A 26,370-nucleotide genomic window follows, 5' to 3' on the forward strand; every position below is an offset into this window, starting at 1 on the left:
GACGCGCAGCCGTTCCCGGGCCGCCCACGCTGTGGCCCGGGACGGCGCTGCCGTCGGCCGCGCCGGGTGGTCCGGGTACCGTTTCGGCGTGCTGCGTCGCCTCCTGGCCGCGTCCCTGGCCGGCGTCGTGCTCTCCTTCGCCTACGAACCGGTGGCGTTCGCCTACGTCATGCCGCTCTCGCTGGCCGCCTACGCGCTCACCACGCGCGACCTGCGCCCCCGGGCCGGGTTCGTGGTCGGCCTCGTGTTCGGCGTGGCGTTCTACTTCCCGCACATCTACTGGATGAGCCCGTCGATCGGCCTGCCCGCCTGGCTGGCGCTGGCGGGCGTCGAGGCGCTGTTCTACGGCATCCTCGGTGCGTTCTCGCCCGTGCTGCAACGACTCCGCTCGTGGCCGGCGTGGCTCGCCTGCGCCTGGGTGGCCATGGAGACCATCCGCGCCACGTGGCCGTTCAGCGGCATGCCGTGGGGCCGGCTGGGCTTCGGGGTGGTCGACACGCCCTTCGCCGACCTGCTCGCCTACGTAGGCGTCAACGGCGTCAGCCTCGTCGTCGCCCTCGTCGGCTTCCTCCTGGCCCGCGTGGTGCTCGCGAGCCGCGGCGACGAGCGCCTCTACGCCGGCGCCGCCGTGGTGGCCGTGACCGCCGTGGCCGTGCTGCCCACCTTCGTGCCCTGGCGCCTCGAGACCACCGGCGAGGCCACCGTGGCCGCCGTCCAGGGCAACGTGCCCGGACGCGGCAACGACGTGCTCGAGGACGTCGAGCAGCTGACCCAGAACCACGTCGACGCGACCGTCGACCTCGCCGACCGGGTAGCGGCAGGGGAGGTGGCCCGTCCCGACTTCGTCGTCTGGCCGGAGAACTCGACCGCGACCGACCCGTTCCGCGACCGCACGATCAACGCCGGCATCACCCGGGCCGTGGAGGCGATCGGCGTGCCCGTGCTGGTCGGGGCGATCGTCGGCGCCGGTCCGGACCACGTGCTCAACCAGGGCATCGTGTGGGACCCCGCGACCGGGGCGGGCGACCGCTACGCCAAGCGCCACCCGGTGGCCTACGGCGAGTACATCCCGCTACGCGACCACCTGCCCGACAGCTGGGTCAACTCCGGCCAGCTGGCCCGCATCCCGCGCGACATGCTCAGCGGCAGCCGCAGCACGCCGCTGACCGTCGCCGGCGTGCAGGTGGCCGACAACATCTGCTTCGACATCGCCTATGACGACGGCATCGCCACCCAGGTCGACAACGGCGCGGAGATGCTCGCCGTGCAGACCAGCAACGCCTCGTTCATCTTCACCGACCAGATCGAGCAGCAGTTCGCGATCACCCGCGCCCGCGCGATCGAGAGCGGGCGCTACGTCGTCGTGGCGGCGATCAACGGCGTCACCGGCGTCATCGCCCCCGACGGCACGGTCGTCGACCGCACCGAGCGGCGCACCCAGGACGTCGTCGTCGAGACCGTCGAGCTCAAGCAGGGCAGCACGCCCGGTCTCGGAGTCGGAACGGTGCTGCGGGCCACGACCCCGTTCGTCGCGCTGCTCGGGCTGGCCTGGGGCGTCGTCGTCCGTCGCCGGACCCGTGACGAGGAGCAGGCATGAGCCCCGGGCGCATCGTCATGGTGCTGCCGACGTTCGACGAGGCGGCCAACCTGGAGTGGATCCTCGCGCGCCTGCACGCCGCCCAGCCCGCGGTCGACGTCCTCGTCGTCGACGACGCCTCGCCCGACGGCACCGGCGCGATCGCCGACCGCCTGGCGGCGTCCGACGACCGGGTGCACGTGCTGCACCGCACGGCCAAGGCCGGGCTCGGCGCGGCCTACCTGGCCGGCTTCGCCTGGGCCCTCGAGCGCGGCTACGACGTCGTCGGCGAGATGGACGCCGACGGCTCCCACCAGCCCGAGGAGCTGCACCGGCTCGTCGCGGCCCTCGACGACGGCGCCGACCTCGTCATCGGCTCGCGCTGGGTGCCGGGCGGCAGCGTCGTCAACTGGCCGCTGCGGCGCGAGGCCCTCTCGCGCGGCGGCAACCTCTACGTGCGGCTCCTGCTCGGCATCCCGGTGCACGACGCCACCGCCGGCTACCGCCTCTACCGGCGCCGCACGCTCGAGAGGATCGACCTCGACCAGGTCCGCTCGACCGGCTACGTCTTCCAGACCGACCTGGTCGCCCGCACGCTGCACGCCGGTCTGGTCGTGCGCGAGGTGCCGATCGAGTTCGTGGAACGGGTGCGCGGCGAGTCGAAGATGAGCCCGGCCGTCGCCACCGAGTCACTGCGGCGCATCACGCTCTGGGGCCTGCGCGAGCGCCGCGACCAGGTGCGTCGTCTGCTGGGTCGCTGAGTCGCTGCCCGGACCGCTGAGCCGCGTTGAGCGCGGCCTCTAGGCTCGGAGCATGGCAACGACCCGTGCTCGCCGTCGGCTCTCGTGGTTCCTGCTGGCCGCGGTGGCCTGGGTCGCCGTTGAGGTGCTCGTGGTCGTGCAGGTCGGCCAGGCCGTCGGCGGGTGGTGGACGATCCTCCTGCTGGTGCTCGGCAGCCTCCTCGGCGGCTGGGTGGTGCGGCGCGAGGGCGCGCGGGCCTGGCGTGCGCTCACGGCGGCCCTCGAGAGCGGTCGCATGCCGGCCGAGGAGCTGACCGACGGGGTGCTGGTGCTCGTCGGCGGGGCGTTGGTGCTGCTGCCGGGCTTCGTCAGCGACGTCGTGGGCATCCTGGTGATCCTGCCGCTGACGCGACCGGTGTTCCGGCGGATGCTCTCGGGCGTGGTCGGCACCCGCCTCACCGTGGCCGGGCCCGTCGACGGCTCGCGCCTGGGCGACGGACGACTGGGCCCGGACGCACGACACCCCGGACCGGTGGTCCGGGGTGAGGTGGTCGACGACTGAGGCGTCGGGGGCCGGGCGAGGTCGCCCGGCCGGTCAGGCGTTGGCGCGGGCCTTGCGCTTGGGCGCCGGCCGGTGCAGGTGCGCCGGGCCGATCTCGCCGCCGCGGAGCAGCTCGAGACGCTCCTTGAGGATGTCTTCCAGCTCCTTCTCCGAGCGACGCTCGAGCAGCATGTCCCAGTGCGTGCGGACCGGCTTCTCGGCCTTCTCCTCGCGCTGGATGCCGGCTGTGCTGAGCGCCTCGGCGCCGCAGCGAGGACACTCCCACACCGCCGGGACGTCGGCCTCGACCGACATCGTGATCTCGAAGTCGTGGCCCTGCTGACAGCGGTAGCCGACCTGCTGACGCGCCGCGAACTCGATGCCGCGCTCGTCCTCGAAGCTCTGGCCGCCGAGTCGTGCGCCACGCAATGTGCGCTCCGCCATGAGGCACCTCCCCTAGTAGTGCGTGGTCTGGTCGGGCGTGATCAGCCCGACGTCTTGTCAACGGTACCCAGGGCGCCAAGATTCCAGGCCTGGTTTCCGGGACACCGCATCGCTTGCGGTGGGAGGAGCGCCCGGGCAGCCGCCTGATACGCCTCGACGGCCGCCAGTTCCCGGAACCCCGGCCCGACGCCCTACGCGTCGTGGCACGCCAGCGCCCGTGGCACCACGTTGCCGGCCTCGCGGATGCCGCGTGCGGCGTCGAGGCGCACCAGGATGAGCGCCCCGACGGCGAAGAACGCGATGAGCGCGAGGATCGCCGGGCGGTAGGAGTCGGTGAGCTGGAAGACCACGGCGAACACGAACGTGCCGAGCCACGACGTGCCCCGCTCGCAGGCGTTGTAGAGCGCGAAGTACTCACCCTCGCGGCCGCGGGGGATGAGCAGGCTGAAGAACGAGCGGGACAGCGCCTGGGTGCCGCCGAGCACCACGCCGATCGCCAGCGCGACGAGCAGGAACAGCGGCACGTTCTTGGTGGGCAGGAGGAAGGCGAGCACGACGATGGCGATCCACACGTAGAGGCCGTAGAGGATCGGGCGGTAGCTGCCGTAGCGCTGCGCCAGGCGGCCGAAGAGCAGCGCGCCGCCGAAGGCCACGAACTGGATCAGCAGGATCGTGCCGATCAGCACGCTGGTGCCGAAGCCGAGCGTCTCCTTGCCGTAGGTGGACGCCGCGTAGATGACGGTCTGGATGCCGTCGTTGAAGAACAGGTAGGCCGCGAGGAAGGTCAGGGTCTGCGGGTAGCCGCGCAGCTCCTTGAGGGTGCGCCAGAGCTGACCGAAGCTGCGGTCGAGCACGGTGCCGGTGACCTCGACCGCGTCGACCGGGGGCCGGTTGCGCAGCCTGACGAACGGGATGATGGTGAACCCGGCCCACCACACGGCGGCCGACAACAACGAGAGCCGGACGGCGAGCGCCTCCTCGAGACCGATCTGCTCGTGGCCGAGGTACATCCCGAGGTTGATCGCCAGCAGCACCCCGCCCCCGAGGTAGCCGAACGCCCACCCCCGCGACGACACGTGGTCGCGTTCCTCCTCGGTGGAGATGTCGACCAGGATCGCGGAGTAGCTGACCAGCGAGCAGCCGGCGAGCACGCTCGAGCAGACGACGGCCACGGCGCCGATCTGCCAGTCGTCGTCCTTCATGAAGAACAGCAGCGAGGCGAACGCGGCGCCCGACCAGGCGAACGCGGCCATGTGCCGCTTCTTGTGGGGCGAGCGGTCGACGACGGCGCCGATGACCGGCAGCACGAACGCGCTGAGGATGGTCGCGAAGCTGGTCAGGTAGAACGGCAGCGACCCCGCCGCGAGGTCGAGACCGAGCAGGCTCACGGTGTTGCCGCACGACTCGCCGTCGGGCAGGTCGTCGGGGCAGCCGGCCGCGTTGCCGGCCACCTCGATCATGTACGGCGCGAACATCACGCTGAGCACGGTGGTGAAGTAGGCGCTGTTGGCCCAGTCGTACCAGTACCAGGCCTTCTGCTCCTTCGCGCGCTCCAGCGGCGCCAGGTCGGCGATGCCGGTCATGAGTCCCTCCCGTGGGTCAGCCACTGCCCGCGCTCGACGAGCACGTCCTTGAGCGTGTCGGTGCGATCGGTGAACAGCCCGTCGACCCCGAGGTCGAGGAGCTCCCTCATCTCCGCGGCCTCGTCGATCGTCCAGACGTGCACATGCTTGCGTGCCGCATGGGCCCGGCGCACGAGCCGCGCCGACGTCACCAGCACCCGCCCGCGACGGTGTGGGACCTGGAGCGCGTCGAAGTCGGCGCGCCGGCGGACGCCGGCCAGGAACGTCACCACCTCGCGCGGCGTCGCCGACGTCGCCACGCGGCCCTCGGTGAGCCGACGGAACTCGCGCATCCGCTCGTGCGCGAACGAGCCGACCAGGACGTCGTCCCACAGGTCGCGCGCGGCGATGACGTCGGCCAACGGCCGCACGGCACCGTCGGACTTGAGGTCGATGTTGAACCGGACGCCCGGCAGCTCGTCGAGCAGCCGGGCGAGGGTGGGCACCTCCTCGCGACCGCCGATCCGGGCCTCGCGGACGTCGACGTGGGTCAGCGTGGCGATGGCGCCCTGGCGGTCGGAGACCCGGTCGAGGACGTCGTCGTGGAAGGCGAGCAGCACGCCGTCGGCCGTCACGTGCACGTCGGTCTCGAGGTAGCGGTAGCCGAGTGCGACAGCGTGCCGGAAGGCCTCGAGGGTGTTCTCGAGGCCTTCGATGTCGGGGTGGTAGGCACCGCCGCGGTGGGCGAGGGCGAGCACGGCGCCGGGCTGCTCGAGCGCGTCGTCGAGGTAGCGGCGCCCGGTGCGGGGTGGCGTGGTCACGGCGTCAGTATCGCGGTGCGCCCGGCGATCCGGCCTGAGCACCGAGGCTCAGGTGTGAGCGACGCTCTCAGGTCTCCGTGGTCGCTGGCCCCACGACGGCGAGGTAGTGCTCGTTGTACATGATGCCGAGCACGTTGCCGAACGGGTCGAGGACCGAGGCGGTGACGAAGCCCGGGCCCTGCTCGGTGACCGGGCCGTGCTCGGTGCACCCGAGGCCGAGCAGCCGGGCGTGGGCGGCGTGGACGTCGTCGACGGCCCAGTAGGCGACCGTCCCGACGGCGCCGGGCGTCGCGGGCGGGCCGCCGGGCACGTAGCGGGCGTCGAGCAGGCCGAGCTCGGCCTGGTGGTCGCCGATGCGGAACTCGGCGTAGGCGAGCGCGCCGGCGAGGTCCTTGGCGAAGTAGGCGTCGACGCCGAGCAGCTCGGCGTACCAGTCGCGGGCGGCGGCGACGTCGTGGGCGGTGTAGGTGATGGTGCTGAGTCCTCGGAGCATGACCCTGAGGCTGCCCTGTGAAGTGATCACCCAGTGATCACGTTGTGCGGCATCATCACCACGTGCGCGCTGATCGGCTCGTGGCCACCGTCCTGCTGCTGCAGCAGCGCGGCCGGGTGACGGCGGCGGAGGTCGCCGCCGAGCTGGAGGTCTCGGTGCCGACGGCGCGACGCGACCTCGCGGCGCTGTCGACCGCAGGCGTACCGGTCTACCCGCAGCCCGGCCGGGGTGGCGGGTGGCGACTGGTCGGGGGAGCGCGCACCGACCTGTCCGGGCTGTCCTCGTCGGAGGCGCAGGCGCTGTTCCTGCTGCTGGGACCGGCGGCCGGCGGCGCGCCGGAGACACGGGCCGCACTGCGCAAGCTGCTGCGCGCCCTCCCGGCCACGTTCCGCGACGACGCCGAGGCTGCGGCGGGCGCCACGCTCGTCGACCCGACCGGGTGGGGCGGCGTGGGCCGCGATCGGCCGGTCCTGGTCGACACGCTCAGCGCGGCCGTCGTCCGACGACGCCGGGTGCGGCTCGGCTACCGCGACGCGCGCGACCGCGCCTCCGAGCGCGACGTCGAGCCGTGGGGCCTGGCCGACAAGGACGACGCCTGGTACCTCGTCGCCGGCACGACGCGCGGACGCCGCACGTTCCGTCTCGACCGGGTGGTCGCCGTCGACGTCCTCGCGGAGACCTTCGAGCGGCCGGCCGACGTCGACCTCGAGGCCGCGTGGCAGGAGACGGTCGGCGAGGTCGAGTCGCGACGCTCGCGCACCACGGCGACGGTGCTGGTCGAGCAACGGTGGGTGTTCGTGCTGCGCGACCAGTTCGGCCGGCACTGCGAGGTCGGCGAGCCCGGCCCCGACGGCCGGACGACCGTGCGCGTCGCCGCGCCGACCGCGCTCGACCTGGCCCGCACCCTGGCGGGCTGGGGCGGGCAGGTCGAGGTGGTCGAGCCCGCCGCCGTCCGTGACGAGCTGGCCCGGATCGGCCACGAGCTCGTCGCGGCCTACCGGTCAGGCCACCCCGGCTGAGCACCAGGTGGAACCGGCCCGCCACGACGAGCCTCGACGCTGAGCTCAGGCAAGCGCGGTACCGCCCGACGGCGCCCCGACCGCAGCATCAGTCGACCACAGCGCGCACACGTCGTCGGGCGCCCTCAGAGCGGGTCGGGCCCGCCACCGGGATCGCGGCAGCAAGCGCCAGGCTGGACGGGCCCGCCGCGACGGGCGCCCGTAAGACGTCATCCCATCAGATGTCTCGGAACGTCTCGATGCTGGCGCCCAGCTCGTTGAGACGCTCGGCGAGGTCTTCGTAGCCGCGGTGGATGACGTAGGTCGAGCGCAGCACGGAGGTGCCCTTCGAGGCGAGCATGCCCAGCAGGACGACGACTGCGGGCCGCAGCGCCGGGGGACAGACGAGCTCGGTGCCGGTGAACGACGTGGGGCCCTCGATCATCACCCGGTGCGGGTCGAGGAGCTTGACCTGACCGCCGAGCTTGTTGAGCTCGGTGAGGTAGATCGCCCGGTTGTCGTAGGGCCAGTCGTGCAGCAGGGTCTGGCCCTCGGCCACCGAGGCGATGACGGCGAAGAAGGGCAGGTTGTCGATGTTGAGGCCCGGGAACGGCATCGGGTGGATCTTGTCGAGCGGGGCGTGCAGGGTCGACGGCTTCGTGTGCAGGTCGACGAGTCGCGTGTGGCCGTTGCGGGCGACGTACTCCTCGGAGCGCTCGTAGTGGAAGCCCATCTCCTCGAGCACGGCGAGCTCGATCTCGAGGAACTCGATGGGGACCCGCTTGATGGTGATGGAGGACTGGGTGACGATCGCGGCCGCGAGGAGCGACATGGCCTCGATGGGGTCCTCGGCCGGGGCGTAGTCGACGTCGACGTCGATGGTCTCGAGACCGGTGACGCGCAGCGTGGTCGTGCCGACGCCCTCGACGCGGACGCCGAGCTTCTGCAGGTAGAAGCAGAGGTCCTGGACCATGTAGTTGGACGAGGCGTTGCGGATGACGGTCTCGCCCGGGTGGAGCGCGGCGGCCATGAGCGCGTTCTCGGTGACGGTGTCGCCACGCTCGGTGAGCACGATCGGGCGTCCGGGCTGGATGGCGCCGTTGACCTCGGCGTGGTAGCTGCCGTCGGTGGCCTTGACCTCCAGGCCGAACGGGCGCAGCGCGGTCATGTGCGGCTCGACGGTGCGGGTGCCGAGGTTGCAGCCGCCGGCGTAGGGCAGCTCGAAGGCCTCGGCCCGGTGCAGGAGCGGGCCGAGGAACATGATGATCGAGCGCGTGCGCCGGGCCGCGGTCTCGTCGATCTGGCTGAGGTCGAGCCGCCGCGGCGGCACGATCTCGAGGTCGCCGTCGTCGCCGATCCAGCGGGTCTGGACGCCGATGCTGTTGAGCACCTCGAGCAGGCGGTTGACCTCCTCGATGCGGGCGACCTTGCGCAGCGTCGTGCGGCCCCGGTTGAGCAGGGTCGCGCAGAGCAGCGCGACGCCGGCGTTCTTGGAGGTCTTGACGTCGATCGAGCCGGACAGCGTGGTCGGGCCCTGCACGCGCAGGTGGGTGGGCCCGGCGCCGACGGCGACGATCTCGGAGTCGAGCGCCTCGCCGATGCGGGCCAGCATCTCGAGGGAGAGGTTCTGCTGGCCCTTCTCGATGCGGTTGATCGCACTCTGGCTGGTGCTGAGCAGCTCGGCGAGCTGGGTCTGGGTGAGGCCACGGTGCTTGCGCGCGTCGCGGATGAGGTTGCCGATACGTCCCTTGTAGTCCGTCATCACGTCAGCCACCGTAACTCACATGTGAGATATTCACGCAAGTCGACGGCCCCGGGCGCGTCGGTGCCCGTCTCTGGTTTCATCGGAGCCATGAGAGCCACGGTGATCCATGGACCCCGCGACATCCGCTTCGAGGACGCGCCCGACCCGACCATCGAGGCGCCGACCGACGCGATCGTCAAGGTCGTCGCCTCGTGCATCTGCGGCTCCGACCTGTGGCCCTACCGCGGCGACGACGAGCTCGACGGCCCCCGCACCATCGGTCACGAGTGCCTCGGCGTCGTCGAGGAGGTCGGTGCCGACGTCCGCGGCTTCGCGGCCGGCGACTTCGTCGTCGTCCCGTTCGACCACTGCGACAACACCTGCGCGGCGTGCCGCAACGGCGCCCACTCGGCCTGCGACAACGTCGCGATCACCCAGAGCGGCCAGGGGGAGTACGCCCGGGTGACGCAGGCCGACGGCACGCTGGTCAAGACCGACGGCGTCCCCGACCGCGACCTGTGGCCCTCGCTGCTCACGCTGTCCGACGTGATGGCGACCGGGTGGCACGCAGCCGTCGCGGCCGGGGTCCGCGCGGGCGGCACCGCGGTCGTCGTCGGCGACGGCGCCGTCGGGCTGTGCGGGGTGCTCGCGGCCTCGCAGCTCGGCGCCGAGACCATCATCGCGATGTCGCGGCACGAACCGCGCCAGGAGCTCGCACGTCGCTTCGGCGCCACGCACGTCGTGGCCGAGCGCGGCAAGGAGGGTGTCGCCGCGGTCAAGGACGTCCTCGGTGGCGTCGGTGCCGATGCCGTGCTCGAGTGCGTCGGCAACGCCCCGGCCTTCGACCAGGCCTTCCGGGTGGCGCGGCCGGGGGCGACGGTCGGCTTCGTCGGCGTCCCGCACGGCGCCGAGGTGCCGCTGCGGGTGATGTTCAGCAAGAACATCGGCCTGGCCGGCGGCATGGCGCCCGTGCGGCGCTACCTGCCCGAGCTGCTCGACCTCGTGCTGGCCCGGACGATCGACCCCGGCCGGGTCTTCGACCTCACGCTGCCGCTGGAGCAGGTCGCCGAGGGCTACCGGGCCATGGACGAGCGGACGGCGATCAAGGTCTACCTCGAGCCGTGAGCGGGCGCGCCGAGCCGGGCTGGGTGGTCAGGCGCTGAGCCGCGTGCGGTCGGCGACCCCGGGCATCACGCACGGCGCGCAGGTGCAGCTGTCGCTGCACGCGAGGTAGGTGTGCACGGCGTGCCCGCAGCGCGCGCAGGGCAGGTCGTGGGTCAGGTGGCTGTGCACCTGGTCCTGCAGGGAGTCCCACATCGGGTCCACCTCCTTCCTTGTGCTCCTCGTGCCGGTCTTCAGACGGTAGGTCCGTCGCGGCGTCCGCGGAGGCGACTCGGCCACGTCTGGTCACAAGTGACCAGGAGAACTGACCTGGTGTCATGACCCCTCCGTGCGGGTGGTCATCGACCGCCGGTGCTCGTCGTACGGTCGAGGCATGAGTGAATCGAACACCCATTCGACCGACGAGACCGCCGACCAGACCGAGGTGCTCGGCGCCGACGCGCCGTCGTCGACGGAGAAGGACCCCGGCGACTGGGTCACCGGCGACGAACCGATGACCGGGGCACAGCGCAGCTACCTCGACACGTTGGCCCGCGAGGCGGGGGAGACGCTGCCGGCCGACCTCACCAAGGCCCAGGCCTCCGAGCACATCGACCGACTCCAGGACGCGACCGGCCGCGGCGAGTAGCGGCGACGAGCAGGCCGACGCCGTAGGCAACCGCCGGCGGGGCGTCTACCTTGCGGGCATGACCGAGTTCCGCGAGGACGACGCCACGCCGACGGCCCGGGCGCTCGTGGCGCTCGAGCTGATCCACGACCGGCCCGGCGTCTCGGGGGAGTACCTGGGGGAGCGCCTCGGGGTCTCGGCCCGCGCCGCGCGCCGCTACGTCGGCATCCTGCGCCAGGCCGGCATCCCGGTCGAGTCGACCCCCGGTCGGCACGGCGGGTACCGGATGGGCCGCGGCTACCGGGTGCCGCCGCTGATGTTCTCCACCGACGAGGCGCTGGCGCTCGTGATGGCGGCGGTGCGCGGCCGGCTGGCCATCGCCGGCTCCGAGGCGGTCGAGACGGCGCTCGACAAGATCGTGCGGGTGCTGCCGGCGACGGTGGCCGGGCAGGCCGAGGCGGTGCGTCGCGTCGAGGCCGTCGGTCCGCGCGGCGACGGCCCCGACCCGCAGCGCACCAGCGAGCTCGCGGCCGCGGCACGCGACGGAGTCCGGCTCAGGCTCGGCTACCGCACGGGCCCCGACCGCGACCCGCGCGAGATGGTGGTCGACCCGTGGGGCGTCCACCTGCGCCACGACCGGTGGTACCTGCTGTGCTGGTCGCACACCGCCGGCGCGAGGCGTGTCCTGCGGCTCGACCGCATCGAGTCGTGCACCCGGCTCGGCGAGACCTTCGAGCCGCCTCCGGGCCTCGACGTGGTCTCCGTCGTCGACGAGCACCTCTCCGAGGGCTGGGGCGTCCCCGTCGTCGTCGACGTCGACGCAGCACCCCACGACGTGCTCGGGCACCTCCCGCGCAGCCTGGGCCGCCTCGAGCCCCTCGACGCCGGCCGTTCCCGGCTGGTCGGCAGCACCGACGACGTCGACTGGTTCGCCGAGCGGCTGGCCCGGCTCGGAGTCGCGTTCCACGTCGTCGAGCCCGACGAGCTGCGCACCGCCTGCCGCACCCTGGGCCGGCGCCTGCTCGACGCCGCGGGCGACTGACCCCGATCTCCTCCGATCGGGTGAGACCAGCGGTGACGGAAGTTTCCTAACCTCGGGGCGTGACCGCGTCCCCTGATCTCGGCGACCTGCTCCGTGGCGCGGTCGAGGGCGACCGCGACGCGGCCGCCGAGCTCTACGACCAGACGATCGACGGGGTCTGGCGGGTCGCCCAGGTGGCCGCGCCCACGACCGAGTCCGCCGAGGCCGCGGTCGCCTCGGCCTACCGCGACCTGATCTCCGGCAGGGCCGAGGTCAGCGGCGACGTCCGCCTGCACCTGCTGCGCACGGTGTACGTGCAGGCCCGCGGGTCGGCATCCCTAGGCTGGGCGGGTGAGCCTGCACAGCACCGAGGTCGGCGACGCCGGCGCGCGCGTCGTCTTCCTGCACGGGCTCTTCGGCCAGGGCCGCAACTTCACCCAGGTCGCGAAAGCACTCCTGCCTGACTTCTGCTCGCTGCTCGTCGACCTGCCCGACCACGGCCGGTCGGGATGGACCCACCGGGCCGACTACGTCGCGATGGCCGACGCCGTCGCCGACCACCTCCGCACGGGATTCGCCCGCGACGCACCGGTGCACGTGGTCGGGCACTCGATGGGCGGCAAGGTCGCCATGGTGCTCGCGCTGCGGCACCCCGACCTCGTCGAGCGACTGGTCGTGGTCGACATCGCGCCGGGGGAGAGCGCCGGTGCGAGCGAGTTCGAGCACCTCCTCGACAGCCTCGGCCGCCTCGACCTCGCCGCGATCCGGCGGCGCGACGACGCCGACACGGCCCTCGCGGACGACGTCGACGACGACCGCGTGCGCGGCTTCCTGCTGCAGAACCTGCGCTCCGAGCCCGGCGGCGGCTGGCGCTGGCAGGCCAACCTGTCGATGCTGCGCCGCGACCTGCCCACGATCGGCGGCTTCCCCGACGTCGGCGAGGCCGTCTTCGACCACCCGGTGCTCTGGATGGCCGGCGAGCGGTCGAGCTACGTCACCCCGGAGCACGCGCCGGCCATGCGGCGGCTGTTCCCGCGTACGACCCAAGTGACGATCAAGGGCGCCGGGCACTGGGTGCACTCCGAGCAGCCGGAGGCCTTCGTCGGCGCCCTGCGGGTCTTCCTCGGCGCCGGGCGATGAGGATCCGCCGCCGTCCCGGTCTGCCCGGTCACGACCTGACCGGGTGAGTCGTCGTCAGGACGGGGCCGGCATGCACCCGGGCCGCCCCGACCACCAGCCATCGACGCGCAGCACCCCAGCCGAGAGACGGAGCCCCATGAGCCCCACGAGCCACGAGTCCCACGCCGCCGACCGCCACGACGCCATCCGGGTCGTGGGCGCGAGGGTGAACAACCTGCAGGACGTCAGCGTCGACCTGCCGAAGCGACGGCTGACGGCCTTCACCGGCGTCTCGGGGTCGGGCAAGAGCTCGCTGGTGTTCGGCACCGTGGCCGCGGAGTCGCAGCGCCTGATCAACGAGACCTACAGCGCGTTCGTGCAGGGCTTCATGCCGACGCTCGCGCGGCCGGAGGTCGACGTCCTCGAGGGGCTGACGACGGCGATCATCGTCGACCAGGAGCGCATCGGGGCCAACCCGCGCTCGACGGTCGGCACGATCACCGACGCCAACGCGATGCTGCGCATCCTGTTCAGCCGCGTCGCCGAGCCGGTCATCGGCCCGCCCACGGCCTACTCCTTCAACGTGCCCACCCGCAAGGCCGGCGGCGTGATGACCACCGAGAAGGGCGGACGCACGGAGAAGAAGGTCGTCAAGGCCGCGGTCTACCTCGGCGGCATGTGCCCGCGCTGCGAGGGCATGGGCAAGGTCAACGACATCGACCGCACCGCGCTCTACGACGACACGGTGTCGTTGCGCGACGGAGCGCTGACCGTGCCGGGCTACTCCATGGACGGCTGGTACGGCCGGTTGTTCGAGGGCATGGGCCTGCCGATGGACAAGCCCATCGCGTCGTTCACCGCCAAGCAGCTCGACACGATGCTCTTCGCCGAGCCGACCCGCATCAACGTCGAGGGCACCAACCTGACCTTCGAGGGCATCATCCCGAAGATCCAGAAGTCGATGCTCTCCAAGGACCCCGAGGCGATGCAGCCGCACGTGCGCCGCTTCGTCGAGCGCGCCGTGACCTTCCAGACCTGCCCCGACTGCGCCGGCACCCGGCTGACGCAGGAGGCGCTGTCGTCGCGGATCGCCGGACAGAACATCGCCGAGCTGTGTGCCATGCAGATCACCGACCTCGCCGCCTGGGTCCGCGGGCTCGACGAGCCGACGGTCGCGCCGCTGCTCGCGAACCTCCAGCACCTGCTGGACTCCTTCGCCGACATCGGCCTCGGCTACCTCTCGCTCGACCGGGCCTCGGGCACCCTCAGCGGCGGCGAGGCCCAGCGCACCAAGATGATCCGGCACCTCGGCTCCTCGCTCACCGACGTCACCTACGTCTTCGACGAGCCGACGATCGGCCTGCACCCGCACGACATCCGGCGCATGAACGACCTGCTGCTGCGGCTGCGCGACAAGGGCAACACCGTGCTCGTCGTCGAGCACAAGCCCGAGACCATCCAGATCGCCGACCACGTCGTCGACATCGGTCCCGGCGCCGGCAGCGGCGGGGGCACCGTCTGCTTCGAGGGCACGGTCGAGGGCCTGCGCGGCAGCGACACGGTCACGGGCCGGCACCTCGACCACCGCGCCGCGCTCAAGGACGCCGTCCGCGAGCGCACCGGGGTCATCGAGGTGCGCGGTGCGACGTCGCACAACCTGCGCGACGTCGACGTCGACGTGCCGCTCGGCGTGCTGTGCGTGGTGACCGGCGTCGCGGGGTCGGGCAAGAGCTCGCTGATCCACGGCTCCGTCGCGGGGCGCGACGGCGTGGTCGTCATCGACCAGGGCGCGATCAAGGGCTCACGCCGCAGCAACCCGGCCACCTACACCGGACTGCTCGAGCCGGTGCGCAAGGCGTTCGCCAAGGCCAACGGGGTCAAGCCGGCACTCTTCAGCGCCAACTCCGAGGGTGGGTGCGAGGGCTGCAACGGCGCCGGCGTGATCTTCACCGAGCTCGGACCGATGGCGACGTTCGAGTCGCCGTGCGAGGAGTGCGGGGGGCGCCGGTTCAAGGCCGAGGTGCTCGAGCACACGCTCGGCGGCCGCGACATCGCCGAGGTGCTCGAGATGTCGGTGACCGAGGCCGAGGCCTTCTTCTCCGAGGGCGAGGCCCGCACACCCGCCGCCCACAAGGTCCTCGCCCGGCTCGAGGACGTCGGCCTCGGCTACCTCAGCCTCGGCCAGCCGCTCTCGACCCTGTCGGGCGGCGAGCGTCAACGGCTCAAGCTCGCCGTCCAGATGGCCGAGCAGGGTGAGGTGTACGTGCTCGACGAGCCCACCACCGGCCTGCACCTCGCCGACGTCGACAACCTCCTCGGGCTGCTCGACCGGCTCGTCGAGTCCGGGAAGTCGGTCATCGTCATCGAGCACCACCAGGCCGTGATGGCCCATGCCGACTGGATCATCGACCTCGGCCCCGGCGCGGGCCACGACGGCGGCACGATCGTCTTCGAGGGCACGCCGTCCGACCTGGTGGCGAGCACGTCGACCCTGACCGGTGAGCACCTCGCCGAGTACGTCGCCGGCTGAGCGACGGCCCGCGGCACTCAGCCCGGGAGACCGGCCGCGCGGACGGCCGGGACGAACGACTCGAGGCACCGCACGAGCTCGGCCAGCTCGGCGTCGTCCAGGGCGTCGTAGGGCGGCGCCGCGAGCTCGTCGGTGCGGTCCTCGACCTCCTGCTCGAGCGCGGCTCCGGCCGCGGTGAGCCGCCCGCCGTCGTCGGCGAGGCCACGCCCGCGCAGGCCGTCGAGGACGGCGTCGAGGTGCGCCCCGGGCAGGTGGTGCACCCGGCCGAAGGACTTCGGGGGAGTGCCCTCGCTCATCGCGTGCAGCATGTAGGCCTCGGCGCCGCCGATGCCGACCGTGACGAGCGCGGCGACGTGACCGTCGCCGCGGTGCTCGCGCAGCAGCATGGCGGCGTGCCAGAGCAGGTGCAGCGTGTCGGTGGGCACGGGCAGGGTGCGCAGGCCGGCGTACATCGGACGCCCGGACGTCGGGGCGCTCGTCGCCGCACGGACGAGCAGCGCGGCCGCCCGCGCGACGTCGGGCCCCTCGGCCGCGTCGCCGAGGAGCCGGCGCAGGGCGCGGACGCAGCCGCGGTCGCGGGCTGCGATCGCCGCGGCCGGGGTCGTGACGCCCCACACCCACGGCAGGTGGCGGGCCACCTCGCCGTCGGCGAAGTTGTAGAACACCGCGTGCACGACCTCGGCGGGCACCAGGCCGAGCGGCGCGGCGCGCGCCGCGAAGTAGCCGTCCCAGTAGTTCCGCATGCCGAGGGCCATCAGCTCCTCGTTCGGGTCGTCGACGACGAACGGCAGCAGCCCGATCGGCTCGACGAGGTCGAACAGGCGGCGTGCGACGGGTCCTGGCGTGTGCTCCATGGTCGTCCTGACCGGACGCCGCGCCCGGAGTCATCGCCGGCGTCGAGGAACGATCGTCACGTGCGCGGGCGACGCCCGACGAGAGCGCCACCGAGCACGACCAGTCCGAGACCGAGCGTGAGGTGCAGCGGGTCCAGCAGGCTGCCGGTACGAGGCAGCAGGGTCCAGCCGGAGCGGTCGTCGTGCATGCCCGCGACGACCCTGTCGTCGGCGTTGTCGCTGTCGCCGTCGCCGTCGTGCGTGCTGCCGCCGGACGGCAGCTCGGCGGTCAGTCCTCGGGCACTCACCCCCACGACGAACTCGACGGCGTCACTCATGGTGTCGCTGCCGGCGTCCCGGTCGGGCCAGACCGTCATCCGCAGCTGCACCGTGGCGTCGGGGCGCGCGTCGCCGAGGTCGACCGGGTCGGTGGCGAGCGAGGTGAAGGTCCGCTCGGCCACCAGCACCGGGCCCTCGCCGTCCAGCCGCTCGATCCGGGCCCGGAGCCAGGACAGCAGCTCGCCCTCGTGCGCGTCGCAGCTGGTGTCGCCGGCGCGCACCTCGGCGTCGAGGCACTCGCCCTCGAGCGAGGCGAGGCCGGACAGGGAGAGTCGCATGCGGGTGGGCACGTCGCCACCCCGGACCAGGATCGTGCGCGAGACCGGCACACCCGGGGCGAGATCGTCGAAGCGGAGCGGACCACCGTCGGCGGTGCGCAGGGTCGGGCCCGGGTCGTCGGCGACGGCGGGGCCGACGCCGAGCAGCGCGAGGAGCAGCACCACGAGCCCGCACCTGAGGAAGGTGCGGGCTCGTGGCAGGTCGCGCAGGCCCGGCTCGCCGCACTGGGCGGCGGCGTTCCGGGCCTGCGCGAGGATCATCAGATGACCTGGTCGAGGTAGAACGTGAAGTCGAAGCTCGCCGAGTCGCCCTGGGAGGCGTTGCTCGCGGTGGCCGGCATGTTCAGACCCATCGAGACGCAGATGTACTCGCCCTTCTCGAGGTAGTCGTTGGTCGGCAACAGGTTGATCTGGCCCTTGTTGGCCAGGCCCGCCAGCGAGATGGACGTCTGACGAGCGCCGCGCGGGTGCGCCGAGCTGCAGGCGTCCGGGTCGGTCGAGGGCGCCGAGGCGTTGACGATGATGCGCGCCTCCTCGACGAACTCGCCGCTGGAGCTCATGTCCCAGCAGTTCGGGTCGAGGTCGGCCTCGGAGTTCGCCGAGGTGCAGCCGTCCTCCTGGCCGACCAGGTTGGTCAGCGCCATCTTCAGCGAGGCCGTCGGCACGGTGTCGCCGGAGCGGCTGGCGACGACGAACTCGTAGTCGTTGCCCACACCGGGGGCGAGCTTCATGTTGTCGAAGTTCTGCGAGTTCGGCTCGTCGAGGACGAGTGAGAGCTCCTCGGCGCCGGCCTGGCTGCCCTCGAGCGTGTCGTAGTCGCTCCACAGCGCGAAGGTGCTGCCGCCGGCAGCGATGGCGAGGGCGGCGACGCCGGCGAGTGACGCCTTGACGAGCTTGTTCTGCATGTTCATGTCCCCTTCGGAGTGTGACCCGGTTGTCCGGACCGGGAGGCCGTGAGCGGCCGGCGACCAATCTCCGCCGGAGGGGGACACCGGCGCATCGTCGAGACCGACGAACCCGGCACCGCGGTGGTTCAACAACTTTGACGATGCCTGGATCGCCCCGGTGCAGGCAGCCTGGGTGGCCGTCGTGCCCGCGAGGACCTGGAGGAACCGTGCCGCACCGTCAGCTGCAGCGAGCCGAGCCCCGCCACGTCCTGCGCCTCCTCGGCCGATGGGCCGGACGGGTCGCGTTGCTCGCCGTCGTCGCTGCGGTCGTCGTCGTGATCGGGGTCCTCTTCGTGCTGCCCCGCGCCATGCAGGGCTCGGCCCTGACCGTGCTCACCGGCTCCATGACGCCGGACATCCCGGTCGGCTCGGTCGTGCTGATCCGCCCGGTCGACCCCGGCACGCTCGAGGTGGGCGACGTCGCCACCTACCAGGTGACCCCCGAGAAGGACGCCTACGTGACGCACCGGGTGGTGCGCATCGACCGCTCCACGACGCCGGCCTCGTTCATCTTCAAGGGCGACGCCAACCGCGGCGAGGACACCGAGCCGGTGCCCGCAGCCGCGATCCGCGGCGAGGTCGTGCTCCACGTGCCCTACCTGGGCACGGCACGTGACGCCGTCCAGGGCCGCGGCGGCATCGCCGGCCTGGTGGTCCTGGTGCTCGGCGCCTACGCGGTGAGCCAGGTCGCGGGCGCCGTCCGTGACCGCCGCCGTCGCGACCACGACGCGCCCCCGCACGTGGAGGGGGGACTCGTCCTCGTCGAGCTGCCACCGGGCACGACCGCCGACGAGGTCGAGGCGGTCGTCGCGCGCCTGGTCTACGAGGGCCGCCCGGGCGCCCTCGTCGGCCCGGCCGTGCTTCTCCTGGCCGCGCCGACCGACGAAGCCGACGTGCACGAGCTGCTCGAGCTGCTCGAGCTGCTCGACCGGAGGGTGCCCGGCACCACGGCGACCCGCGTACGTGGTCCGGTCACGTTGTCCGGCGAGAGCTGGGGACCACTCGTCGCGGCCGGCAGGGCGAGCCGTGCGACGTCGTAGCGGCGCCCTCGTGGCACTGGTCGTGGTGCCCGGCGCTTTCGCCCTCGGGGTGCTGAGCGCCGAGCGCGGAGCGACGTACGCCCGGTGGTCCGACGAAGCGAGCACGCCGCGGTTCACCGTCGGCGCCGGCGCCTGGGACGACGACACCCCGGCCGACCCGGTCGGCGCGCGAGCGGCCGACGGCGACCGCTCCGACCAGCCCGACCAGCCCGACCAGCCCGACCCGCCCGACCCGCCCGAGCCGCCCGAGCCGCCCCGCCCCGGAGCGGTCCCCGGGGTCGTCGCCTGGGAGGCGTGCACCGCGATCGGGGACTACGACGTCGTGCGGTTCGGCACCGAGGGCGACGACGTGCTCGTCGGCGGCCCGCAGCGCGAGGTCCTGCTGGGGCTGGGCGGCGACGACGTGATCATCGGCGGTGGCGCCGAGGACTGCCTGGTCGGGGGAGACGGCCACGACGACCTGCGCGGAGGCGACGGCGACGACGTGCTGCTCGGTGACGGCGGTGTCGACACCTGTCGCCCGGGACCGGGTGCGGGGTCGTCGTCCGGGTGCGAGCACCTCGACCGCGTGCCGGACGGCGTCGAGGTCGACCGCGGCTGAGCCCAGCCGTCGCCACCGGCGGTGGCGAGGCGCTCGTCGGGCGCCTGCGCCGGACTAGTCCGGCATAGTCCACACGGACAAATCCGGTGCCCGATCGGCCATTCCGCCGCGCGTCCTGCAGTCGTCGATGATGCTCTGCGCAGGGGGTTCGGGCGCGACGTGGGGACGTCGCCCAGGGAGGTGGTCATGGGAGACTTCTTGCCGTCGCAGGGACAGAGCGACGCAACGCGCCGACGGCGCCACGCACGACGCGGTGGTCGACGAGACACACCGTCCGGCAAGGCCGTGGCCGCCGTGGCGGCGCTCTACCTCGCCGAGCTCGTCGCGCTCGCGATCGCGGTGCCGGGGTTGGTCGACGACGCGCCGGCCACCCGTCCGCGCACCGGTTTCGCTGTCGCGGCGACGACGGTGGGGCTGACCGGGGCGGCCCTCATGGCCTTCAGCGGCCTGCTCCTTCTCGCGACCCGGTCGGTGCGGGCGTCCCGGGCGACGGGACGCGCTGGCGTCCACGTGCCGGAGGACAGCTGGCCGTGCGCCGTGCTCGTCGTGCTGGCGGCCTACGTGTCGGTCAACCCCGTCTCGAGACTGCTCGAGGACAACGCTCCGGCGTCGACCGTGGGGGTCTGGGGTCGCCTCCTGTGCCTGGTCCTCGCCGCCGTCGTGCTGCTCCGGTGCCCCCGTCGTCCGGTGCTGGTCGTGGCGGTGTCGCTGCCGGCGCTCGGGGCGGTGCTGGTCGTGCTCGGCGAGGTGCAGTCGCGGCTCGGCCGGCCGCTGGACGCCGCGCCGGTGTGGCACGTCGCCGCCGAGGTGCTGCTCGTGGCCGCGTGGACCGGTCTCGCCCTGGCCCTCGGCCGGCGCGAGGAGCTGAGGGTCGGACCGTGGCCCGCCTGGGGGCTGGCGGTGGTGATGGGCGCGCTGCACGTCTTCCGCGCGCTCGACGGCGGCAGCGCCGCAGCCTTCACCCTCGCCGGTGCCGCCCTGCTGCTCGCGGTGGCAGGTCGCGTGATCCTCGCGACCTGGCACGAGCTCAGCTCGACGGTCGGCGAGGTCGACGCCGACCGCTGGCGGCTCGAGGACCAGCTCGGCGAGGTCCGCCGCCTCGCCGACCACGCCCACGAGCGTCAGGAGGAGGTCGCCCACGACGCCCGCAACACGTGCGCGTCGTTGCGGGTGGCGGTCGAGCTGCTCTGCGTCGAGGACCGGCTGACCCACGACGACACGGACCTGCTGCGGCGGGTCCTGCTCGACGGCGTGCAGCAGCTCGAGCACCTGGTGCGTGACACCGACGAGCCGTCGGTGCCGTTCGACGTCGTGGCCACCGTAACGCCCGTCGTCGACGGACGTCGGCTGCGCGGGAGCAGCATCGTCCTCGACGTCACCGGCCACCAGGTGCGCGCGGTCGGCCGACCGAACGACCTCGCGGTCGCCGTGCTCAACCTCCTCGTGAACGCCGAGCGCCACGCCCCCGGTGCGGCCGTCCGGCTCGCCGTCGCGGAACGTGGGGGCGAGGTCGTGCTCCGCGTCCAGGACGCCGGACCCGGCATCGAGGAGGCGGTCCGGGCGCGGCTCTTCGAGCGCGGGGCGGTTGGACCCGACCCGACGGGTCAGGGTCTGGGGCTCCACATCGCCCGCTCGCTCCTGCGCGCCCAGGGAGGTGAGGTCGTCCTCGTCCCGGCGCCCGTCGGTGCGTGCTTCGAGGTGCGGCTGCCCGCGGCCCGGGCGTCGGCCTGGGACGTCGTCCCGGCGTGAGCGGGACGGGTGACGGGGGAGTGGTGGCCGGTCTGCCGGACCCGCCCCGCGTGCTGGTCGTCGACGACCACGAGCTCCTCGTGCAGTCGCTGGTCATCGCGCTGCACCGTGAGGGGCTGGACGCGCGAGCTGCGCCGCTCGACTCGCCCGAGGCCGTGGTCGGAGCCGCCGAGGGCTTCCTGGCGGACCTCGTGCTGCTCGACCTCGACCTCGGTGGGGTGCTGGGGGACGGCACGGACCTGGTGCAGACGCTGACCACGACCGGTGCACGGGTGCTCGTGCTGACCGGGTCGAGCGACCCGCAACGCGCCGGACGGGCCATCGAGTTCGGTGCCGTGGGCGCTCTGCGCAAGGACGTCGCGCTGGCCGAGCTGGTGCGGACCGCGATCGCCGCAGCTCACGGGGAGGCCGTGATGGACCTCCACGAGCGGCGCAGCGTCATCGCCGCAGCCCGGACGCGCCGGCTCGACGCGGAACGGGCGCTGGCTCCCTTCCGCCTGCTGAGCGCGCGCGAGGCGCAGGTGCTGCGTGCGCTCGCCGACGGAGCCACGGTCGGTCGGATCGCGAAGGAGTGGCACGTGAGCGAGGCCACCGTGCGTACCCAGGTACGGGGCGTGCTCACCAAGCTCGACGTCACCGGACAGCTCGAGGCGGTCGCGTTGGCGCGACGGGCCGGGTGGCTCGATCTCTACGTCGGCACCTGACGACCCGACCGACCTCGGCCCGGCGTCGCGGCTCCTGGGGGAGCCCCTCGCCACCACGTGTGCGCTCCGCACGTGGGGCGAGGGGCGGTCAGGGTGAGCCGGGGTAGACCACGTCGCGGTCGAGGTGGTGCAGGTGACCGTCGAACTGCCCGACCTTGCTGATGGTGTCGCCGTCGCGGAAGACGAGGTCGAGACCGTGCTCGGGCTCCCAGGCGCACTCGCACTCGAGCTGGACGTGGGCCACGCCGTCGCGCACGTGGACGACGAACTCCCGGGGCGGAGTCACATGACGCCACACGTCGTCCGGTGAACTCAGCGCGAGGTCGGGTGCCCACCCGGCTTCGACGCTGTCGTGGTAGTAGGCGTGCACGTGTGGCGTCGACGTGGCCAGGTCAGCGGGGGAGAGTGCGATGAACCGACGCATCGCGGCGGATGCGAGGTCGAGGTCGGCGTCGGGGTCGTCGAGCACGAACACCCCGGTGACGCCCAGGGGAGTGACGTCGAGCTGCCGCTCGCCCACCGGCCAGCCCATGCGGTCGTCGAGGACGAACGTGCCGATGCCGTCCAGCTCGATGCCGTTGCTCACGGCCTCATCGTAGGCTCGCGCTCCCGCTCCGCCGTCGGCTACGGCAGGTCGGCCATCAGCCGGGACATCACCACTCCAGGAGCGTGGTGCGCGGGAAGCCGGTGCGGGCCGTGGTCGGCACCGGTGGTGCGACGTAGGAGGTGACCGGGAGGGGGAGGGCCGGGTAGCGAGCCTGGAACTCGGCGGCCGAGAGGACAAGGACCTGCCGGTCCTCGTGCCAGCGCGGGCCGCAGTTGCGGATGTCGTCGAGCGGGTCGCGTTGCCCGACGTAGACGACGAGGTCGCCGGGGTCGAGCGGGATGCCGCTGTCGGTGCAGAAGAGCCGGTCGATGGAGCCGTCGGGGACCGCGACGATGAGGTCGGCCTCCTCCTCGCCGAACGCGACGTCGATGCCGTCGCCCGGGTAGATGATGTCGCGGCCCTCGTCGCCGGTGATGTTGATGGAGTCGCCGTTCGTGGCCGGGAAGCCCGAGCACTCGTTGTACTCGCGTGGCCCACCGTGGAAGTCGGGGCACGAGTCGTCGCCGGGCCCGGCGTCGATGAAGTCGTCGCCCTTGTCGCCGTCGAGCTGGTCGCGGCCGTCGCCGCCCAGGACGATGTCGTTGCCCGGGCCGCCGGTCACGTGGTCGTTGCCGGGACCGCCCGTGGCCACGTCGTCTCCGTCGCCGCCGATCACGAGGTCGAGATCGGGGCCGCCGTCGAGCCGGTCGTCACCGGGGTCGCCGGTGATCAGGTCGTTGCCGGGCCCGCCGTAGACCAGGTCGTCGCCGCGGAGGCCGCGGACCTCGGGCTCGTCGCCCGGCCCGCCGAGGACGACGTCGTCGCCCACCCCACCCATGACCCGGTCGGCTCCGGGACCACCCAGGAGCAGGTCGTGGCCGGAGGCGCCGCCGAGGACGTCGTTGCCACCCTCGCCCGAGATCCGGTCGTTGCCCGGCCCACCCTTGGCCTGGTCGTCGCCGCGACCGAGCCAGGCGCGATCGGCGCCGGGGCCGAGGTGGACCAGGTCGGCACCACCCTGGGCGCGGACGACGTCGTCGCCCTCACGCGCGTTGATCCGATCGGGACGCTGGGTACCAGCGAGGACGTCGTCGCGTCCGGTTCCGGTGACCTTACGAGCCGAGGCCGTCGCGGGCAGGACGAGCGCGACGACGGCACAGCCGGCCACAGCGGCCGTTCGTGCGCTCGAGCGGACTGGACTCATCCGAGGCGGACCGTGCTCGCTGGAACTGAGCCGGTGCGGGGGACGGTGGAGGGCATCGCCGCACCCTATCCCGGACCTCGGTGCCCGGTTCGTCGACCGCCGAGAACGGTGCAAGTTGACATAATGTCACTTATCGGCGCAAGGTCTACTCGTGTCACACGTGCCACAAGTAGCCCCAGACGCTCAAACGAACGTGACGCCAAAATTTATACATATTGACTGGTAAATAAGTCGTACAGAGTGACACTTACTCCATGCAGACTGAACAACCGAGACCTGAACGTGTTGTCATTCATTATCTGTCCTGCTCGTAGTACTGTTCGTCTGTGCCGCGCTCCCGCCAAGCAGTCGACGCCCTCGTTCAATCCGCGATTCTCAACCTACAAGCCAAGCGTAATACTGAAGACGACGCAGGCATAGAGTTCAAAAGAGAGTGGCCTGGCGCCGAGAAGGTTAGACAACTCGCCGGTGCCGCGAACGCGCTTCGGGGCGACGAACTCATCTACGTCATTGGTGTTGACGACAAGACCGGGAAAATTCATACTCCGGAGCAGCGCGAACCAATGGAATGGTTTGCCCAGATGGCGAAACAGTTTGACCAGATTGCGCCCGAGATGTTGTGGTCCCAAACCGTATACATAGGAAACGATGCTGAAGCCGTTACGGCAGTTGTATTTGCCACTCAGGACTTTCCCTACATCCTAAACATCAAAGGCAGTGACCGGCGCGAGGTGCCGCTTAGAGTCGGAGCGGCCACGGTCAGTGCGCATCGGAATCAACTCGTGCGGATGCTGCAACCAGCCGTTGCTCTGCCGCGAATCTCTGTCGCGGGCGTCGACGGGCGCGTACAGGAACTCTTAGAGGCCAGGCCGCTTCGGCTACCGGATGGGTCTCTTCGCCGAGAGGAATGGAAGAATTTGCAAACAATCTTCAACGTTGCAGTTGACCTTGAGTTTCCGAGTTTAGACACAGATTTGGTTTCGGTGTCGGAGCGAGCAATTAGCGCGCGAGCAATTGTCGACGAGGCCAAGATTTTTCCGCTTGATGTTCAATTGAGAGAAACCCGTCCAGAAATTCACACTACGCGCGGCGTCCAGGTGTTGGGAAAGATGCTAGTCGCGGACGGGCCCGGCACGTTCGAATTGAGCCTGTGGGCCGAGGCACGTGACCAGCCGGACCTGTTTCCAAGTTATCAAAGCCAGGCGCTTATGTGGATGTATGCCGACACCGTTGAGATTCAGATATCGATACGCCCGAGTGGTACGGACAGCGATGTCAGGACCACTTGCAACCTCAGGTCCGTACGGGTTGAGCCCGTCCAACCGCCTACGCCCAACTCGCGTGCTATGAAGGTGCTCAGTGGCTGGGCGTTTCATGCGCCAATCTATGATCCCTGGTGACGAGAATCGGGGACCACCATTTGCTGAGCCTCAAGCACCTTGACTGTCGTCGTGTGGCCCTGAAGTCTGTAGTGATTCTAGGGCTGTATTGATTGCGAGGTTCGTCTTCATCCTCGCCTTATCGAAGAATTTTACATCGGTCTTACGATTCGGGTCGACGCGCACAGAAACGCTCCCGTCTCCTGTGTCAGTTGCGTTGTTTAAGTCGAGAAACTGAGTCAGTTCCAGCAATTCCGCGTGCATCACAGCCATCTCCGTTGCGACTGCATCGTAGCCAAGTCCATACAATTCCATCATGAGGTCATAGAACGGCTGTGACGTCTTGGACGCATTTGTTGAAGTGTCAATCAGTTGGTCGACCGTCTCGCTGGTGAGGGGACCACTACTCAGTGCAAAGTTGACCTGGTTAACAGCGTTGCGTGACTCGACGAACACGTTGGCTATGTCACGACTTCTAAGCAAGACCGCCCTCCTGGTGCGCGAGACGTCCGCCTCTCGGGACAGGTCTGCTTCGTGACGCTCGTGTAGTTCCTTGGTGCGCTGCATCTCGAACTTGTCGCGTTCCAATTGCAACGTCTTCTCGTTGAACTCGGACTGCGTGCGAATCTGATAGATGGACGCAATCCACCCACCAAGACCACCTGTGAGCAAACCCGCCACCGCTCCGTACACCGCTCCCGCGTCCATCAGACGTTCTCCTTCGATAACTTGGCTATCATCCGCTGCGCCTTCGTCAATTCGGTTCGTGGCGAGTTTGCATACTCTCAGGTGAACACAATTGCGCGGACCTTCGTCGCTGCTCTCAATATAACACCAGCAATATTCATGTGTGCTACGTTCTCCGCGACTGTCACAACCATGAAGGAGCGGCCATGGCGCGCGTACAGCGGATTATTGACGACTTGACCGGGGCAGACCTGACCGAGGACGTCGAGCCGACGACCATCACGGTTGACGGCACGGACTACACACTTGACCTTGGGCCGGACAGCAAGGAACGACTTATCAAGTGGCTTAATGGTGAAGGTTCCATTACTCAGCGCACGAGCACGCCTCGACCGGGCACCGAGACCAGAGACCCAGCGCCGAGCGGAGACAACTTCCGGCTGACTGGCGACGCCTCGGAGAAGTTCAAGGCCGACACCGACGAGTACAACAAGGCGAAGAAGGAGCAGCGCTCCGACATTCAGGATTGGGCTAAGTCGTCCGACAAGTTCGCTGACAAGGTTCCTGGCGACCGTGGCGGCGTCAAGGCAGACCTTCTGAGCGCCTACTACGAAGCAAACCCTGAGCAGCCTCAGTACCACGGTGCTAACGCCGTGGACGCTCCAAAGCGCGACGACTACCGCTAACTGAACGAAAACTAGAGAA

27 protein-coding genes are annotated in these 26,370 nt (G+C 71.1%); 15 read left to right on the forward strand and 12 right to left on the reverse strand.

The genetic code is table 11. The features are described from left to right. Positions 1 to 88 precede the first annotated feature (88 nt). Genes lnt through ABFT23_RS10380 form a run of 3 tightly spaced genes read left to right on the forward strand, consistent with a single transcriptional unit; the run spans position 89 to position 2,878 of the window. A complete protein-coding gene (lnt, locus tag ABFT23_RS10370) occupies positions 89 to 1,597 on the forward strand; it encodes an apolipoprotein N-acyltransferase (RefSeq protein WP_347894860.1) in 1,509 nt (502 codons plus the stop codon). Beyond that, complete coding sequence (locus ABFT23_RS10375; RefSeq protein WP_347894862.1) at positions 1,594 to 2,337, forward strand: polyprenol monophosphomannose synthase; 744 nt, start codon at positions 1,594 to 1,596, stop codon at positions 2,335 to 2,337. Before lnt ends, ABFT23_RS10375 begins: the two co-directional genes overlap by 4 nt. Before the next feature lie 52 nt (positions 2,338 to 2,389). Then, a complete protein-coding gene (locus tag ABFT23_RS10380) occupies positions 2,390 to 2,878 on the forward strand; it encodes an FxsA family protein (RefSeq protein WP_347894864.1) in 489 nt (162 codons plus the stop codon). A 33-nt stretch (positions 2,879 to 2,911) separates the two neighbouring features. Here ABFT23_RS10380 and ABFT23_RS10385 read toward each other — a convergent pair whose 3' ends face one another. The 4 genes from ABFT23_RS10385 to ABFT23_RS10400 form a co-directional block, all read right to left on the reverse strand. Continuing rightward, positions 2,912 to 3,301 carry an RNA polymerase-binding protein RbpA gene (locus tag ABFT23_RS10385; protein WP_347894866.1) on the reverse strand — a complete coding sequence of 130 codons (390 nt, stop codon included), beginning with the start codon at positions 3,299 to 3,301 and terminating at the stop codon, positions 2,912 to 2,914. A 191-nt stretch (positions 3,302 to 3,492) separates the two neighbouring features. Further along, positions 3,493 to 4,884: an MFS transporter gene (locus tag ABFT23_RS10390; RefSeq protein ID WP_347894868.1), complete on the reverse strand. Its 1,392-nt coding sequence runs from the start codon at positions 4,882 to 4,884 to the stop codon at positions 3,493 to 3,495. Next, positions 4,881 to 5,684 (reverse strand): glycerophosphodiester phosphodiesterase family protein, encoded by an 804-nt coding sequence (locus tag ABFT23_RS10395; protein ID WP_347894870.1) that lies wholly within the window; start codon positions 5,682 to 5,684, stop codon positions 4,881 to 4,883. The genes ABFT23_RS10390 and ABFT23_RS10395 overlap by 4 nt, the downstream gene beginning before the upstream one ends. A gap of 67 nt (positions 5,685 to 5,751) precedes the next feature. Then, entirely contained in the window at positions 5,752 to 6,177 is a 426-nt protein-coding gene (locus tag ABFT23_RS10400) for a VOC family protein (protein ID WP_347894872.1), read from the reverse strand. 62 nt (positions 6,178 to 6,239) lie between these two features. Between ABFT23_RS10400 and ABFT23_RS10405 the strand changes: the two genes are divergently transcribed. After that, positions 6,240 to 7,196, forward strand: coding sequence for a helix-turn-helix transcriptional regulator (locus ABFT23_RS10405; protein WP_347894874.1), 957 nt, complete (start codon positions 6,240 to 6,242; stop codon positions 7,194 to 7,196). 217 nt (positions 7,197 to 7,413) lie between these two features. Here the strand turns inward: ABFT23_RS10405 and ABFT23_RS10410 are convergent, their stop codons facing one another. After that, complete coding sequence (locus ABFT23_RS10410; RefSeq protein ID WP_347894875.1) at positions 7,414 to 8,937, reverse strand: helix-turn-helix domain-containing protein; 1,524 nt, start codon at positions 8,935 to 8,937, stop codon at positions 7,414 to 7,416. Between the two features lie 90 nt (positions 8,938 to 9,027). On the opposite strand from ABFT23_RS10410, the gene ABFT23_RS10415 reads away from it, so the two are divergent. Then, positions 9,028 to 10,044, forward strand: a complete 1,017-nt coding sequence (locus ABFT23_RS10415; protein ID WP_347894877.1) for a zinc-dependent alcohol dehydrogenase family protein — start codon at positions 9,028 to 9,030, stop codon at positions 10,042 to 10,044. Between the two features lie 27 nt (positions 10,045 to 10,071). On the opposite strand, the gene ABFT23_RS10420 is transcribed toward ABFT23_RS10415, so the two are convergent. Beyond that, positions 10,072 to 10,236, reverse strand: coding sequence for a hypothetical protein (locus ABFT23_RS10420; protein WP_347894879.1), 165 nt, complete (start codon positions 10,234 to 10,236; stop codon positions 10,072 to 10,074). 178 nt (positions 10,237 to 10,414) lie between these two features. On the opposite strand from ABFT23_RS10420, the gene ABFT23_RS10425 reads away from it, so the two are divergent. The 4 genes from ABFT23_RS10425 (at position 10,415) to ABFT23_RS10440 (ending at position 15,318) form a co-directional block, all read left to right on the forward strand. Then, positions 10,415 to 10,669 (forward strand): DUF3072 domain-containing protein, encoded by a 255-nt coding sequence (locus ABFT23_RS10425; protein ID WP_347894880.1) that lies wholly within the window; start codon positions 10,415 to 10,417, stop codon positions 10,667 to 10,669. A gap of 58 nt (positions 10,670 to 10,727) precedes the next feature. Continuing rightward, positions 10,728 to 11,690: a helix-turn-helix transcriptional regulator gene (locus tag ABFT23_RS10430; RefSeq protein WP_347894882.1), complete on the forward strand. Its 963-nt coding sequence runs from the start codon at positions 10,728 to 10,730 to the stop codon at positions 11,688 to 11,690. Positions 11,691 to 12,020: 330 nt separating this feature from the next. Beyond that, a complete protein-coding gene (locus ABFT23_RS10435; RefSeq protein WP_347894884.1) occupies positions 12,021 to 12,809 on the forward strand; it encodes an alpha/beta fold hydrolase in 789 nt (262 codons plus the stop codon). A 136-nt stretch (positions 12,810 to 12,945) separates the two neighbouring features. Then, positions 12,946 to 15,318, forward strand: a complete 2,373-nt coding sequence (locus tag ABFT23_RS10440) for an excinuclease ABC subunit UvrA (RefSeq protein ID WP_347894885.1) — start codon at positions 12,946 to 12,948, stop codon at positions 15,316 to 15,318. Positions 15,319 to 15,335: 17 nt separating this feature from the next. Here ABFT23_RS10440 and ABFT23_RS10445 read toward each other — a convergent pair whose 3' ends face one another. The 3 genes from ABFT23_RS10445 to ABFT23_RS10455 are packed head-to-tail and all read right to left on the reverse strand — an operon-like array spanning position 15,336 to position 17,679. Next, entirely contained in the window at positions 15,336 to 16,172 is an 837-nt protein-coding gene (locus tag ABFT23_RS10445; protein WP_347894887.1) for an SCO6745 family protein, read from the reverse strand. A gap of 56 nt (positions 16,173 to 16,228) precedes the next feature. Continuing rightward, positions 16,229 to 17,029, reverse strand: a complete 801-nt coding sequence (locus tag ABFT23_RS10450) for a hypothetical protein (protein WP_347894889.1) — start codon at positions 17,027 to 17,029, stop codon at positions 16,229 to 16,231. Further along, a complete protein-coding gene (locus ABFT23_RS10455; protein WP_347894891.1) occupies positions 17,029 to 17,679 on the reverse strand; it encodes a hypothetical protein in 651 nt (216 codons plus the stop codon). Before ABFT23_RS10455 ends, ABFT23_RS10450 begins: the two co-directional genes overlap by 1 nt. A 203-nt stretch (positions 17,680 to 17,882) precedes the next feature. Here ABFT23_RS10455 and ABFT23_RS10460 point away from each other — a divergent pair, with 203 nt between their 5' ends. From ABFT23_RS10460 to ABFT23_RS10475, 4 genes are all read left to right on the forward strand, one after another. Continuing rightward, a complete protein-coding gene (locus tag ABFT23_RS10460; protein WP_347894893.1) occupies positions 17,883 to 18,755 on the forward strand; it encodes a signal peptidase I in 873 nt (290 codons plus the stop codon). A gap of 10 nt (positions 18,756 to 18,765) precedes the next feature. Further along, entirely contained in the window at positions 18,766 to 19,356 is a 591-nt protein-coding gene (locus ABFT23_RS10465) for a hypothetical protein (RefSeq protein WP_347894895.1), read from the forward strand. A gap of 285 nt (positions 19,357 to 19,641) precedes the next feature. Then, complete coding sequence (locus tag ABFT23_RS10470) at positions 19,642 to 21,105, forward strand: sensor histidine kinase (protein WP_347894897.1); 1,464 nt, start codon at positions 19,642 to 19,644, stop codon at positions 21,103 to 21,105. Between the two features lie 23 nt (positions 21,106 to 21,128). Beyond that, the gene (locus tag ABFT23_RS10475) at positions 21,129 to 21,809 is read left to right on the forward strand and encodes a response regulator transcription factor (protein ID WP_347894899.1); all 681 of its coding nucleotides are present in this window, start codon (positions 21,129 to 21,131) and stop codon (positions 21,807 to 21,809) included. A gap of 88 nt (positions 21,810 to 21,897) precedes the next feature. On the opposite strand, the gene ABFT23_RS10480 is transcribed toward ABFT23_RS10475, so the two are convergent. Both ABFT23_RS10480 and ABFT23_RS10485 read right to left on the reverse strand, forming a co-directional pair. Further along, a complete protein-coding gene (locus tag ABFT23_RS10480; RefSeq protein WP_347894901.1) occupies positions 21,898 to 22,395 on the reverse strand; it encodes a DUF6985 domain-containing protein in 498 nt (165 codons plus the stop codon). A 67-nt stretch (positions 22,396 to 22,462) separates the two neighbouring features. Continuing rightward, complete coding sequence (locus ABFT23_RS10485) at positions 22,463 to 23,599, reverse strand: calcium-binding protein (protein ID WP_347894903.1); 1,137 nt, start codon at positions 23,597 to 23,599, stop codon at positions 22,463 to 22,465. 326 nt (positions 23,600 to 23,925) lie between these two features. Here ABFT23_RS10485 and ABFT23_RS10490 point away from each other — a divergent pair, with 326 nt between their 5' ends. Then, positions 23,926 to 24,999 carry a hypothetical protein gene (locus ABFT23_RS10490; protein ID WP_347894904.1) on the forward strand — a complete coding sequence of 358 codons (1,074 nt, stop codon included), beginning with the start codon at positions 23,926 to 23,928 and terminating at the stop codon, positions 24,997 to 24,999. 30 nt (positions 25,000 to 25,029) lie between these two features. Here the strand turns inward: ABFT23_RS10490 and ABFT23_RS10495 are convergent, their stop codons facing one another. Then, on the reverse strand, positions 25,030 to 25,686 hold the full coding sequence (locus ABFT23_RS10495) for a hypothetical protein (protein ID WP_347894906.1): 657 nt from the start codon (positions 25,684 to 25,686) through the stop codon (positions 25,030 to 25,032). Positions 25,687 to 25,871: 185 nt separating this feature from the next. Here ABFT23_RS10495 and ABFT23_RS10500 point away from each other — a divergent pair, with 185 nt between their 5' ends. Then, positions 25,872 to 26,351 carry a hypothetical protein gene (locus ABFT23_RS10500; RefSeq protein ID WP_347894908.1) on the forward strand — a complete coding sequence of 160 codons (480 nt, stop codon included), beginning with the start codon at positions 25,872 to 25,874 and terminating at the stop codon, positions 26,349 to 26,351. Positions 26,352 to 26,370 lie beyond the last annotated feature (19 nt).

It is taken from the genome of Nocardioides secundeburneus, from assembly GCF_039939255.1.
Lineage (GTDB): Bacteria > Actinomycetota > Actinomycetes > Propionibacteriales > Nocardioidaceae > Nocardioides.

What these genes read in the sequence shown, in the direction of transcription:
- ABFT23_RS10375 (WP_347894862.1), top strand. Translation starts at nt 1,594, where the DNA reads ATGAGCCCCGGGCGCATCGTCATGGTGCTGCCGACGTTCGACGAGGCG.
- ABFT23_RS10380 (WP_347894864.1), top strand. Translation starts at nt 2,390, where the DNA reads ATGGCAACGACCCGTGCTCGCCGTCGGCTCTCGTGGTTCCTGCTGGCC.
- ABFT23_RS10385 (WP_347894866.1), bottom strand. Translation starts at nt 3,301, where the DNA reads ATGGCGGAGCGCACATTGCGTGGCGCACGACTCGGCGGCCAGAGCTTC.
- ABFT23_RS10390 (WP_347894868.1), bottom strand. Translation starts at nt 4,884, where the DNA reads ATGACCGGCATCGCCGACCTGGCGCCGCTGGAGCGCGCGAAGGAGCAG.
- ABFT23_RS10400 (WP_347894872.1), bottom strand. Translation starts at nt 6,177, where the DNA reads ATGCTCCGAGGACTCAGCACCATCACCTACACCGCCCACGACGTCGCC.
- ABFT23_RS10410 (WP_347894875.1), bottom strand. Translation starts at nt 8,937, where the DNA reads ATGACGGACTACAAGGGACGTATCGGCAACCTCATCCGCGACGCGCGC.
- ABFT23_RS10415 (WP_347894877.1), top strand. Translation starts at nt 9,028, where the DNA reads ATGAGAGCCACGGTGATCCATGGACCCCGCGACATCCGCTTCGAGGAC.
- ABFT23_RS10420 (WP_347894879.1), bottom strand. Translation starts at nt 10,236, where the DNA reads ATGTGGGACTCCCTGCAGGACCAGGTGCACAGCCACCTGACCCACGAC.
- ABFT23_RS10425 (WP_347894880.1), top strand. Translation starts at nt 10,415, where the DNA reads ATGAGTGAATCGAACACCCATTCGACCGACGAGACCGCCGACCAGACC.
- ABFT23_RS10430 (WP_347894882.1), top strand. Translation starts at nt 10,728, where the DNA reads ATGACCGAGTTCCGCGAGGACGACGCCACGCCGACGGCCCGGGCGCTC.
- ABFT23_RS10440 (WP_347894885.1), top strand. Translation starts at nt 12,946, where the DNA reads ATGAGCCCCACGAGCCACGAGTCCCACGCCGCCGACCGCCACGACGCC.
- ABFT23_RS10445 (WP_347894887.1), bottom strand. Translation starts at nt 16,172, where the DNA reads ATGGAGCACACGCCAGGACCCGTCGCACGCCGCCTGTTCGACCTCGTC.
- ABFT23_RS10450 (WP_347894889.1), bottom strand. Translation starts at nt 17,029, where the DNA reads ATGATCCTCGCGCAGGCCCGGAACGCCGCCGCCCAGTGCGGCGAGCCG.
- ABFT23_RS10455 (WP_347894891.1), bottom strand. Translation starts at nt 17,679, where the DNA reads ATGAACATGCAGAACAAGCTCGTCAAGGCGTCACTCGCCGGCGTCGCC.
- ABFT23_RS10485 (WP_347894903.1), bottom strand. Translation starts at nt 23,599, where the DNA reads ATGAGTCCAGTCCGCTCGAGCGCACGAACGGCCGCTGTGGCCGGCTGT.
- ABFT23_RS10495 (WP_347894906.1), bottom strand. Translation starts at nt 25,686, where the DNA reads ATGGACGCGGGAGCGGTGTACGGAGCGGTGGCGGGTTTGCTCACAGGT.
- ABFT23_RS10500 (WP_347894908.1), top strand. Translation starts at nt 25,872, where the DNA reads ATGGCGCGCGTACAGCGGATTATTGACGACTTGACCGGGGCAGACCTG.